Genomic DNA, 11,449 nt, shown 5'->3' on the forward strand with positions numbered 1-11,449 from the left:
GGCGCCGAGGTCTGCACTTGCTGGTGCTATCCGTAGGCCAGCCGAATTTGTACAGCCTCTAAGCCGCCACGCGGCTTCCCGCACCCAAATAAGCCTGCAGCCAGGCCAGCACCCGGCCCCAGCCCTCGGCATGCTCGGCCGCCGCTTCGCTCCGCCCGGCAAAACCGCCATGGCAGATGGTGAGGCGTGTGCCCCTGGCGATCGGCTCCAGCAGCCAGGCGACCGTTGTCTGCCGTCGGCCAAGTGTCGGATGGTCCCATGCATAGGCCCGCGTCTGCACGATCCGCCGTCGCGCCTCGATCTCGAGGAATTCGCCACCGGCCGGCAGATCCCTGCCGTCAGCCGTCCGGACCACGACGGTCCAGCGGCCGCCGACGCGAAGGTCGGCGGACCAGTCGACCATCCGGCAGGTATCGGCGGACCCCCACCATTGCTCGACTTCCTTGCCGACCAGCGCGCGGAAGATGCGTTCCGCGGGCGCATCGATGTCGGCGCTTGCAAAGATGGTCTCGCCATTGGTCATGCTGTGCACCACGGGAAGATGTGTCATCACCGCCTCCGATGTTTCGCTGCCGAAACGAAGTGTTCAGCCCTTGGATGCTGGGCGGGACAGGCCCTTGCCGGTTTCGAGCAGGCTCTTGAGGCTCGACAGGATCAGCGGCCAGCCGTTGCCGACATGCTCCAGCAGCTTGTGCGGACCGTCGGCCGCGTGGGTGACGGCGAGCTTCATCATGTCGCCTTCCTGCTCGATGACGAAGGTGCAGGTGGTGTAGCCGTCGGCCTTGACCTCCGGCATGAACTCGTTGCGCCATTTGATCACCAGACGCCTGGGCGGATCGATCTCGAGGACCTCACCGCTGTCGGTGACGCGGCCGTCGGCATAGACCATCTTCCAGGGCGAGCCCGGCTTCCACTCGCTCTGCATCTGGGCGCCGAGGAAATAGCGCTGGTGGAACTCCGGCTCGGTCAGCGCTTCCCAGAGCTTTTCGGGCGTGGTGCGGATGTAGGTCACGTAAACGAAGCTGTTGCTCATCAGTCTTCCCTTTCGAGGCGTTTCTTCAGATCGCCGAGGGCTGTCAGCCGCCCTCGCTCGAATTTGCCGATCCAGCGCTCGGCGATCTCGTTGATCGGAACCGGGTTGAGGTAGTGCTCCTTCTCTCGGCCCCGGCGGACAGTGGTGACGAGGTTTGCCTCCTCCAGGATCGCCAGATGCTTGGTCACCGCCTGGCGCGTCATGGCCATCTCCGCGCACAGCGCATTCAGCGTCTGCCCATTGCTGGCATGGAGGCTGTCCAGCAATTGCCGGCGTGTCGGGTCGGCCAAAGCGCGAAAGACGGCATCCATGCTCATGGCTTTAATATGCAACCATTTGGTTGCATGTCAAGCGGCAAGATCGCGCGCCGTCGGCGGCCGGATGCGGCCACGGGAGAAACAATGTCAGCCCTTGCGGGAAAACCAGAAGGCGTCGGGCATGCGCATCATGCCGATGCGTTCGTAGAAGCCGACGGCGTCGGGCATCGAGATCAGGCTGATGGCAACGGATGGCCCGAGCTGCCGCCGTGCCTCGTCCATCAGGCCCTTGCCGATGCCGAGTCCCTGCGCCGATTGGGAAACGGCGAGCTCCGAGATGTAGCAGACCCAGGAGAAGTCGGTGACGGCGCGGGCAACGCCGATCAGCGGCTTGCCCTCCACGTCGAGACGCGCGGTCAGCACCAGATTGGCGCCCGAAAGCATCGCCTGCAGGCGGGCCTCGTCATCGACAGGGCGTGTGTCGCCGAGGCCGGACTCCATCAGCACACGGCGGAATTCGGCGATGCCGAGCGCTGCTTCGCGCGCGTAGAGGACGAGGGGGTTTTGCGCCATGCCCGCCAGACTGCACCATCGGGTTGAGAATTTGAAGCACGTTTTGCGCAACTGGCCGCCCTGCACAAACAACTGGCCACCACGCACAAACGATTGCCTTTTATTTGCCCGCGGCTTTGTGTAAACCGTGCCTCAGCAAATCCACCCGCAACGAAAACACGGGCCAAAGCCATGGAAAAATTCACCAAGCTCACCGGCGTCGCCGCTCCAATGCCGATCGTCAATGTCGACACCGACATGATCATCCCGAAGGATTATCTCAAGACGATCAAGCGCACCGGGCTTGGCACCGGCCTGTTCGCCGAGATGCGCTACAATGACGACGGCTCCGAAAATCCGGATTTCGTGCTCAACAAGCCGGCCTATCGCAAGGCGCAGATCCTGGTCGCCGGCGACAATTTCGGCTGCGGCTCGAGCCGCGAGCACGCGCCGTGGGCGCTGCTCGATTTCGGCATCCGTTGCGTCATCTCGACCTCGTTCGCCGACATCTTCTATAACAACTGCTTCAAGAACGGCGTGCTGCCGATCACCGTCAGCCCCGAGGATCTGGAGAAGCTGATGGATGATGCCTCGCGCGGCTCCAATGCCACGTTGTCGATCGACCTCGAAGCCAAGGAAATCCGTGGTCCCGATGGCGGCGTGGTGAAGTTCGACCTCGACGACTTCAAGCGGCACTGCCTGCTCAATGGGCTCGACGATATCGGTCTGACCATGGAGAAGGCCGGCGCCATCGCCTCGTTCGAGAAGCGCAACGCCGAACAGCGCCCCTGGGCCTGAGCGGCCGCGTCCGACGAACAGGTCCGGCCCTTCCAGGCCGGGTTGGTGGCGACTGAGGGAGGACAGTCATGACACGTTCGCTTCTAGAGCGGTTCATCGTTTCCCGGAAACGCCGAACCGCTCTATCTCTTTGTTTTAACGCAATTCCAGACGGAAAACCGTTTCACACTTTTCCTGGAATTGCTCTGGCCGGCGTTTGCGGCCTTGCCTTGTTGCTGGCCCCCACCGCGTTTGCGCAGACGCAGACGCCCGCCGCGCAGCCGGCACCGGCGACCGCTGGCACGGGAAACAACGCCGCCGATGCTGCCGATGACGACAGCCAAGCCCCCGTGCCGTTCGAGGGTGGCCAGCTGACCATCACCCAGAAGGAACAGTTTGGCGAGAAGGTGCTGGCCTATGACGGCCAGCAGCTGGCCAGCAATTATGATGTCTTCTTCGACAAGATCGTGGAAGTCGGCGGCGTCAAGGTGGCGCTGTTCGATGTCGGCGATGGCGGCAATCAATGCGGCCCGGCAACGGTGATCGTCTGGAAGCCGGAAGGCGGCACCATCCAGAGCACCAAGGTCGAGCAGGACGAGTGCGGCGCACCGCCCTCGGCGGTGTCCGACAACGCCATTTATTTCGTGCCTTATCTTTTGCCGGGGGAGGAGAGGCCCGCTTTGCAGTGGTCGCCGACGGACGGGCTGACCACATCGGGCAATCTGACCTACATGCCGGAACCCGGCACCGACTGGAAAGACATCAATCCCGAAAAGTATCAGAACATCATCGATGCCTTCCACAATGAGGCCATCTACAAGCTAGCCGAGACGCTGCTCGGCAAGGACATGACCGACATGGCGACCAGCCTGCTGGTCGGCGGCGGCACGGAAAAGACCGCTTCGGGCGCCTTCTATGCCAGCGGCTGCGTGCCGCATGCCTGCGGCGGCAATGACGGCTTCATGGCGGTCGACCCGGCCAAGCACAAGCTCTACTTCGCCCGCCGCGGCGACAATGGCGAGCCGAACGCCTGGCCGGCGGTTGCGACTTGGCCGGCCGATGTGAAAGAGGCGCTGGACAAGGCGCTGGGGTCGGCGAATTAGGGTTTCCACCTTCGTCATCCTCGGGCTTGACCCGAGGATCCATGCCGTGACCGCGGTCACAGGGTGCGGCGGAGCAGAATTTCTGAACCGCTGCAACGCCTTGAAGTCACGGCATGGATCCTATGGTCTGCGCCGCGTCGCTCCGCTCCTTGCTTCGCCATAGGATGACGATGCGAGGGGATGCTCTGGCTAATCTCCGAAGTTGCGCTTCGAGACATCGTGACAACGGTCCGCTCGGCTTGGCCCACGACCGGACCTCCCTCCCTCTGCTAGACGGACGCGGATCAATGCAAGGAGAGCTCTCATGCGTAAGCTCATCTCCACCGGCTCGCCGTTCGAAAAGACCGCCGGCTATTCGCGCGCGGTGGTGCAGGGCGACTGGTGCTTCGTGTCGGGGACGACCGGCTATGACTATGCGACGATGACGATGCCGGACAGTGTCGAGGTGCAGACGCGCAACTGCCTGTCGACGATCGGCAAGGCGCTCAGGGACGGCGGCTTCGATATATCGGATGTGGTGCGGGCGCATTACTACATCACCGACCAGGCCTTCGTGGATTTGGTCTTCCCGATCCTGGGCGAGACGTTCGGCGACATCAGGCCGGCGGCGACGATGATCGTGTGCCAGCTCAACAAGCCGGAAATGAAGATCGAGATTGAGGTCACGGCGCTTAGGCGCTCGGCTTCAGGTAGTTGAGGCCAAGGCCATGAAGGTCCGGCGCATCGTAGCCAACATCGAGACCCGGGACGCGGCAGCGGCGAGGCGCTTCTATCACGATGTGCTTGGCCTCGACGTGCTGATGGATCAGGGCTGGATCGCCACTTACGGTTCCGGGGAAAAGATGCAGGTGCAGGTCTCCTTCATGGCGCAAGGCGGCTCCGGCACGCCGGTGCCGGATCTGTCGATCGAGGTCGACGATGTCGAGGCCGCGCTCGAAGGCATGATGGCCGCCGGCTTCGCCATCGAATACGGACCGGCCGACGAGCCCTGGGGCGTCCGGCGCTTCTATGTACGCGATCCCTTTGGCCGGCTGGTCAACATTCTTTCGCATCGGTGATGGCCAAGCGCTGCAATCTGCGAGATGCCGGCAGGACAGAGGGGGGCGCGAAGGATCGCCGACGTAAGGGGGTTGTCCTTGATCGCTGCGTTCCTCCTTGCGTCGCAACCGCTTGGCGTTTAGCAAGGCCGCGGTTCAAATCTTTCCGGACGGTTCTCCATGGCTTCCAAAAATCTTTTCCTGCTCCCCGGCGACGGCATCGGCCCCGAGGCCATGGCCGAGGTCAAGAAACTGATCGCGGCCATGAACGAAAAGCTCGGCAGCGGCTTCGTCACCGACGAAGGCCTGGTCGGCGGTTGCGCCTATGACGCGCATGGTGCGGCGATTTCCGATGCCGACATGGCAAAGGCTGTTGCCGCCGACGCGGTGCTGTTCGGCGCCGTCGGCGGTCCGAAGTGGGATGCGGTGCCTTACGAGGTGCGCCCCGAAGCCGGCCTGCTGCGGCTGCGCAAGGACATGGAGCTGTTCGCCAATCTGCGGCCCGCCATCTGCTATCCAGCGCTGGCCGCGTCCTCCTCGCTGAAGCAGGAGGTGGTCGAAGGCCTCGACATCCTCATCGTGCGCGAGCTGACCGGCGGCGTCTATTTCGGCGAGCCCAAGCAGATCATCGATCTCGGCAATGGCCAGAAGCGCGGCATCGACACCCAGGTCTACGACACGTTCGAGATCGAGCGCATTTCCGGCGTCGCGTTCGAATTGGCACGCACGCGCAAGAACCACGTCACCTCGATGGAAAAGCGCAATGTCATGAAGTCGGGCGTGCTGTGGAACGAGGTTGTCACCCAGACCCACAAGGCGCGTTACGCCGACGTCAAGCTCGACCATATGCTGGCCGATGCCGGCGGCATGCAGCTGGTGCGCTGGCCAAAGCAGTTCGACGTCATCGTCACCGACAATCTGTTCGGCGACATGCTGTCTGACATCGCCGCGATGCTCACCGGCTCGATCGGCATGCTGCCGTCGGCCTCGCTCGGCGCGCCTGACGTGAAGACCAAGAAGCGCAAGGCGCTCTACGAGCCGGTGCACGGCTCGGCGCCCGACATTGCCGGCAAGGGCATCGCCAATCCGATCGCCATGATCGCCTCCTTCGCCATGTGCCTACGCTATTCCTTCGGAATGGTCGATGAAGCCGACAGACTGGAAGGCGCCATCGCCGCCGTGCTCGACCAGGGCCTGCGGACGAAAGACATCATGTCCGACGGCATGACCGAGGTCGGCACGGTTCAGATGGGCGACGCGATCATCGCCAAGTTCCTGGCATAGTTCCAGCCTTAGCGGATATCGCCGGCCAGCTGCCGCAGCAGGTGGACCAGCTGCGCCTCGTCCACCGGTTCGAAGAAGGCCGCGTCGGCGGCCTCGACGGCAATGATGGCACGCTGGGCAGCGGCGGCTCCGGCTGGGGTGATGCGGATCACCTTGGCGCGGGAATCCCTGGGGTCGGCCTCCCGCGCGATCAAACCCTTGACTTCCAGCCGGGCGACGACATCCGACGTCATTTTCACCTCTGTGCCGGCCTGTGCGGCGAGCTGCACCTGGTTGGGCGGCTCGCCATTGCGGCCAAGCCACATTGCCGAAGCCAGCAGAACGAACTGGACATGCGTCAGGTCGAGGGGGGTAAGCGCCGCCGTCATGACGCGTTGCCAGCGCATGGTGGTTCGCCAGAGCAACAATCCGGGACTCTCCGAAGGTCCGCTGAAACGCGTGTTCAGCTCATCGGCCGCCATTCGCAAACTCCTTTGCCTGCTCGAAAAGCCTGGCCATCGAGGTGTCGAAATCGCCGCTGATCTGCGGCCCGAGCTCGGGTCCGACCTCGGCGGCCGAAGGGCCGGAAATCTCCAGCCGGTGGGTCACCTGCGTGCCGCCTTCGACCGGGACCAACGTATGCCTGAACAGCAGCTTCGTGTCACCGAACGAAGTCTCGTCGGCATAGGTGACGTTGTCGACGAGATCGACGATGGTCGATTCGAACGTGTCCTGGCCGACAGGAGTCACGGAGACGCGGGTGCCCTTGGCGAACGGGCCGTGCAGCACGAAGGTGTCGGACCCTTCATAGGTGAGACGGCCCTCGTGCAACGCCTTCAGCGCGTTCCAGATGGCTTGCGCCGGGAGGGGGGAAATTGCGGTGTATTCATTGGTCCACATTGTCTTGGCTCCATCCATCTTGTCCGATCGATGATTCGATCTGTGCACAGACTATCTGTGCGCGGATTATATTGCAAGAGGAATCTTCAGCCGTGCAGCTCAGCCGTCCGGCAGCCCCTCCTTCACGGGCTACGAAGGGGGAACGTATGTTGGGATGCGTCTAAACCCTGACGCCTGCCGGCACCGGCCCCCACTGGTTTTCGCGTCCCTGCGTCGGGATCAGCGCGAAGACCAGGATGATCAGCATGCCGATGCTCGGGATGAGGATGACCAGGCAGAGCCAGCCGGTCAGGCCGAGGTCGTGCAGGCGGCGCACGATCATGCCGAGGCTGGGCAGGAAGGTGGCCAGCAGGAAAACGCCAAAGAGCCCAATCGTCACCGCCGGCATCTCGATGCTGTCGAAATTGCCTATCTCGACATCCGCGAAAACGCCAATGCCGATGACCGCCAGCAACGCAATCGTCCAGAACAGGCAATAGCCCCAATATTCCTTGCGCCGGGCGCGTCCGCCAAAATTGAAATAGTTCTGCGTCAGGCCCCGCCAGAAATAGTCCCAGAGACCGGTGGGCTCGGCTGGTTCGGCCGATCGGCCGAAATGCTGTGTCGGGGGCGCACCCGCCGGTGCAGGGCCGGATTGGGCCAGTGCGGCGTTCACGGCGGCGTCTGGGGCCGGGCCGGCGGTCTGGGCGGCGATCGAGAAAACGTCACGCGCCTGGCCGCCGCCTGGCTGGAATTCCACCGCCGTGCCCCGCGCCAGGGCGGTTTGGTGGCGCAGGTCCTCGCGCCTGACCGTGTAACGGCTGCCATCGGCCCCGGTGATAAAACCGAAACCCTGATCTTCGTCATAATGAAGAACTTCGCCGCGCATCGCCCACCCCCTCGCCGGCCAAGATGTGACACGGCGGCGGCGTCGTGGGCAAGGCTGTGCGCTCTGGCTACCGCATCGGCGGCAAATGAAGCATAAGACGCCAACCGCAATCGTCTTCACCAAAAGCAGACAATGACAGTCAAGCGTTCTGATGCCAGCGCCGCGAGCGGGGAGGGGGAAGTCACAAAGCCTCCAAGGCTGGCCATCGACGCCACCGGCCTGATGTTCTGGCCGCGCGGCAAGGGCCTGGCGGGCATTCCCCGGGTGGAAAGCTTTCTCGTCAATGCCGCGCTGGCGGATCCCGACCCTTGTGTGGAGGTGGTGGCGTTCAGGCCTTGGGAAGGCCGGTTCCGGCCGCTTGCGCCTTTCGAGCAGGACCATGTCGCGGCGGGCGAGATTTCACCGCATCGTGTCAAATGCTGGCCAGGAAGACGCACGGCGCTGTCGCAGGCCTTCGAGGCAGCGAGGCGGCAGCCATGGGGCAGGCTCGACGCGGATCGTCATCTGGCCAAGACGGTGACCAACGGCCGCAAGGGGATCGCCTACCAGGCGACGCGGCTGCTGATCCGCGCCTATCGTCTCTGCCAGCGGGCGAGCGTCCGGTTTGGCTTGCGTGAGGACACCGCAAGTGAGCCGGCCGAGACTGAACAGGGAATTATGCTGATCAGCCATCACATCCTGACCCAGGAAGACCGGTCCGCGGTTTCGGGCGCCGCCGGAGACCTTGCCTTCCTCTGCCACGACCTGATCCCGACATTGCGCCCCGATCTGCTCGGCACCAGCACCAGCGAGAGGCGCTTTGGCTCGTATCTCGAACAGCTCGTGCGTTCCGGGGCGCCGGCATTTTGTGCGTCCGAGGAGGTTGGCGCGACGCTGACCGAGCATATGCGCAAAGCCGGCATCGCGGCGCCGGTGGTGTACCGCTTCCCGATGCCTTCCATCCTGCACGCAATTGCATCGCGCGCCGGCACGACCTCGCGCATCGAGACCGACGAGCCGTTCGTGCTCTACTGCTCGACCATCGAAGTGCGCAAGAACCACATCCTCCTGGCGCGAGTCTGGCAGCAGGCGCTGGAAGACGGCGTCAAGCTGCCAAGGCTTGTCTGCGCCGGGCGCTGGGGCTGGATGATCGAGCCGTTGCGCGCCTATCTCAAGGCCCATCCCGAGCTGCTCCAGTCGGTCACGTTCACCGGACTGGTCAGCGACGAGCAGCTTATCCAGTATTATCGCAGCGCCACGTTCGGCGTCTTTCCCTCGCACATAGAGGGCTGGGGCTACGGCGCCTCGGAATGTCTCGATTTCGGCGTCCCGGTCATCGTGTCGACAGCGCCGTCGCTGATCGAGGCAAGCGGCGGGCTGATGCCGGCGATCGATTCCAATGATCAGGCCGGCTGGTACGCCGCGATCCGCAGGATGGCGGAAGACCACGGCTGGCGCTCATCGCTGGCGGAGCGCATTGCAAAGCAGCATCGGCCGACGCCGGCGGCGGCCAGCTGGGCCGCCATCAAGGCCGGCCTGAAGGAGAGCGCCTCCCGCCGTCTCTAGATTTTAAGAAGGCCGCTTCTTCGCCTTCTTGTGCTTCGGCGCGCCGGTGTTTTCGAATTTCGGCTTGCCCGGCTTTTTCGCCCACGGCTTTGCTTCATGCGCTGCCGCCGGACGCTGGTCGGCTGATGCCGGTGCACGCTTCTCGAATTTGCGCTTCGGCGCGTTCGGGTCGAACGGCGCCTTGCCGCGATGCGGCTTCTTGTCCGGACTTGGCGGCGGCTGGTATCCGGCCCGCGACAGGTCCGGCGTGCCCTCCAGCCGTTTCACCACGATGTTGCCCTGCAATTTGCGGTCGGGACCAATGGCGGTGAGAAAACGATCGGCCCAGTCGGCGGCGATCTGCACGAAGGTTTCTTCCGGCTGCATCTTGATGGCGCCGATCTCGCGCTTGCTGATGCTGCCGGTGCGGCACAGCATCGGGATCAGCCAGCGCGGCTCGGCATTCTGCCGACGCCCGACCGACAGCGAGAACCAGATACTGGCGCCGAAATCGTCGCGCCGGCTGGGCGCTTCGTCGCGGCGCGCGAAGTTTTCGCCCGCCAGTTTCTCACGCGAGGGCGTGAACGGCGCGATTTCCATCAGGTCCTCGGGCGCCGAGCGGCTGGCGCGGCATTGGCGCACGAAGGCGGCCGCAACCTGTTCGGCGCCATGCCGGCTGAGAAGCGCGTCGATGAAATCACGCTCATCGTCCTTCACCGGCTCGTCGAAAGCCGGATCGGCGAGGATGCGCTCGTCGTCGCGGCGGATCACATCGTCGGCGGAGGGCGGGCTTGCCCATGTCGCCTTGAGCCCGGCGTTCTGCAGCAGCCGTTCGGTGCGCTTGCGGGCACTGTTGGGCACGATCAGCGCGCTGACGCCCTTGCGCCCAGCACGTCCGGTGCGGCCGCTGCGGTGCAGCAGCGTTTCCGGGTTGGTCGGCAGGTCGGCGTGTATGACCAGTTCGAGATTGGGCAAGTCGATGCCGCGCGCCGCGACATCGGTGGCGATGCAGACTTTGGCGCGACCGTCGCGCATTGCCTGCAGCGCATGGCTGCGCTCGTACTGGCTGAGTTCGCCGGAGAGCGCGACAACGGAAAAGTTGCGATTGTTGAAGCGGGCGGTGAGATGATTGACGGCGGCACGCGTGTTGCAGAACACCAGAGCATTCTTGGCCTCATAAAAGCGCAGCACGTTGATGATGGCATTTTCCCGATCGGCCTGGGCGACGCTGAGCGCCCGATACTCGATGTCGAGATGCTGCTTTTCCTCGCCGGCGGCCGAAATGCGTATGGCATCGCGCTGATAACCCTGAGCGAGTGTGGCGATCGAGCGCGGCACGGTGGCTGAAAACATCAGCGTGCGGCGCTCGGCCGGCGCGGCGTCGAGGATGAATTCGAGATCCTCGCGAAAGCCGAGATCGAGCATCTCGTCGGCCTCGTCCAGCACCACCGCCCTCAGCGCCGACATGTCGAGCGAGTTTCGGGTGATGTGGTCGCGCAGGCGGCCGGGCGTGCCGACAACGATATGGGCGCCGCGTTCCAGCGTGCGGCGCTCGGTGCGCATGTCCATGCCGCCGACGCAGGACGCCACTGTGGCGCCGGTCATTTCATAGAGCCATTCCAGTTCGCGGGTCACCTGCAGCGCCAGTTCGCGGGTCGGCGCCACCGCCAGCGCCAGCGGTGCGGCGGCATGGGTAAAGCGTTCCTCACCATCGAGAAGCGTCGGCGCCATGGCAAGGCCGAAGGCGACAGTCTTGCCCGAGCCGGTCTGCGCCGACACCAGCGCGTCGGCCTGGCCGAGTTCCAGCACGGCCTTCTGCACCGGCGTCAGGTCGGAATAGCCGCGTTTTTCCAGCGCCTTTGCCAGCGCCGGAACGATACCTTCGAAGTTGGACATCTCGCTCTTTCGGAATTCAGGGTTCTGCGCTCATCATGGAGCACGAGCCGGGGCCGGCATCACGCCAGCCAAACAATCTTGGCCGTTCGTACTTCCTGCCGCCGCTCTTGTACAGGGCAAGCGGCACGCGCCGGCTCGGGCGCGGACGGCAATTGTCATCCTCGGCGCCGCCCCTCACCTGCCTGCCGGTGTCCAGCCGATAGATAGGTAACAGAATGGACCTGATGCATGGGTGACAG

Annotated in this window: 15 protein-coding genes; 6 read left to right on the forward strand and 9 right to left on the reverse strand. The window is 64.1% G+C overall.

Annotation, left to right across the window (positions count from 1 at the left end):
• Positions 1-58 precede the first annotated feature (58 nt).
• The 4 genes from JT360_RS21855 to JT360_RS21870 all read right to left on the reverse strand — a co-directional run bounded on the left by JT360_RS21855 (position 59) and on the right by JT360_RS21870 (position 1,863).
• Positions 59-550, reverse strand: a complete 492-nt coding sequence (locus JT360_RS21855; protein ID WP_214473941.1) for an SRPBCC family protein — start codon at positions 548-550, stop codon at positions 59-61.
• Positions 551-586: 36 nt separating this feature from the next.
• On the reverse strand, positions 587-1,033 hold the full coding sequence (locus JT360_RS21860; protein ID WP_214473943.1) for an SRPBCC family protein: 447 nt from the start codon (positions 1,031-1,033) through the stop codon (positions 587-589).
• Positions 1,033-1,350: an ArsR/SmtB family transcription factor gene (locus JT360_RS21865; RefSeq protein ID WP_214473945.1), complete on the reverse strand. Its 318-nt coding sequence runs from the start codon at positions 1,348-1,350 to the stop codon at positions 1,033-1,035. The genes JT360_RS21860 and JT360_RS21865 overlap by 1 nt, the downstream gene beginning before the upstream one ends.
• 87 nt (positions 1,351-1,437) lie before the next feature.
• On the reverse strand, positions 1,438-1,863 hold the full coding sequence (locus JT360_RS21870; protein WP_214473947.1) for a GNAT family N-acetyltransferase: 426 nt from the start codon (positions 1,861-1,863) through the stop codon (positions 1,438-1,440).
• Positions 1,864-2,034: 171 nt separating this feature from the next.
• On the opposite strand from JT360_RS21870, the gene leuD reads away from it, so the two are divergent.
• The 5 genes from leuD (at position 2,035) to leuB (ending at position 6,043) form a co-directional block, all read left to right on the forward strand.
• Positions 2,035-2,640, forward strand: coding sequence for a 3-isopropylmalate dehydratase small subunit (gene leuD / locus JT360_RS21875; protein WP_214473949.1), 606 nt, complete (start codon positions 2,035-2,037; stop codon positions 2,638-2,640).
• A gap of 212 nt (positions 2,641-2,852) precedes the next feature.
• A complete protein-coding gene (locus JT360_RS21880) occupies positions 2,853-3,722 on the forward strand; it encodes an Ivy family c-type lysozyme inhibitor (protein WP_250888981.1) in 870 nt (289 codons plus the stop codon).
• Between the two features lie 304 nt (positions 3,723-4,026).
• Positions 4,027-4,419 (forward strand): RidA family protein, encoded by a 393-nt coding sequence (locus tag JT360_RS21885; RefSeq protein ID WP_214473951.1) that lies wholly within the window; start codon positions 4,027-4,029, stop codon positions 4,417-4,419.
• A gap of 10 nt (positions 4,420-4,429) precedes the next feature.
• Complete coding sequence (locus tag JT360_RS21890; RefSeq protein ID WP_214473953.1) at positions 4,430-4,780, forward strand: VOC family protein; 351 nt, start codon at positions 4,430-4,432, stop codon at positions 4,778-4,780.
• A gap of 159 nt (positions 4,781-4,939) precedes the next feature.
• Positions 4,940-6,043 (forward strand): 3-isopropylmalate dehydrogenase, encoded by a 1,104-nt coding sequence (leuB, locus tag JT360_RS21895; RefSeq protein WP_214473954.1) that lies wholly within the window; start codon positions 4,940-4,942, stop codon positions 6,041-6,043.
• 8 nt (positions 6,044-6,051) lie between these two features.
• Here the strand turns inward: leuB and JT360_RS21900 are convergent, their stop codons facing one another.
• From JT360_RS21900 to JT360_RS21910, 3 genes are all read right to left on the reverse strand, one after another.
• Positions 6,052-6,429 (reverse strand): MarR family winged helix-turn-helix transcriptional regulator, encoded by a 378-nt coding sequence (locus JT360_RS21900; protein ID WP_250888982.1) that lies wholly within the window; start codon positions 6,427-6,429, stop codon positions 6,052-6,054.
• A 61-nt stretch (positions 6,430-6,490) separates the two neighbouring features.
• On the reverse strand, positions 6,491-6,922 hold the full coding sequence (locus JT360_RS21905; RefSeq protein ID WP_214473956.1) for an SRPBCC family protein: 432 nt from the start codon (positions 6,920-6,922) through the stop codon (positions 6,491-6,493).
• Positions 6,923-7,082: 160 nt separating this feature from the next.
• Positions 7,083-7,790 (reverse strand): DUF805 domain-containing protein, encoded by a 708-nt coding sequence (locus JT360_RS21910; RefSeq protein ID WP_214473957.1) that lies wholly within the window; start codon positions 7,788-7,790, stop codon positions 7,083-7,085.
• A 132-nt stretch (positions 7,791-7,922) separates the two neighbouring features.
• Here JT360_RS21910 and JT360_RS21915 point away from each other — a divergent pair, with 132 nt between their 5' ends.
• Positions 7,923-9,335 (forward strand): glycosyltransferase, encoded by a 1,413-nt coding sequence (locus JT360_RS21915; protein ID WP_214473958.1) that lies wholly within the window; start codon positions 7,923-7,925, stop codon positions 9,333-9,335.
• A 3-nt stretch (positions 9,336-9,338) separates the two neighbouring features.
• On the opposite strand, the gene JT360_RS21920 is transcribed toward JT360_RS21915, so the two are convergent.
• Together JT360_RS21920 and JT360_RS21925 are read right to left on the reverse strand one after the other, a co-directional pair.
• Complete coding sequence (locus JT360_RS21920; RefSeq protein WP_214473965.1) at positions 9,339-11,210, reverse strand: DEAD/DEAH box helicase; 1,872 nt, start codon at positions 11,208-11,210, stop codon at positions 9,339-9,341.
• A 16-nt stretch (positions 11,211-11,226) separates the two neighbouring features.
• Positions 11,227-11,449: hypothetical protein (locus JT360_RS21925; protein WP_214473967.1), on the reverse strand; the 223-nt coding region annotated here is incomplete at its 5' end.

Origin of the sequence: Mesorhizobium sp. dw_380, assembly GCF_018588885.1 — a bacterium.
In the GTDB taxonomy this organism is placed as follows: domain Bacteria; phylum Pseudomonadota; class Alphaproteobacteria; order Rhizobiales; family Rhizobiaceae; genus Mesorhizobium.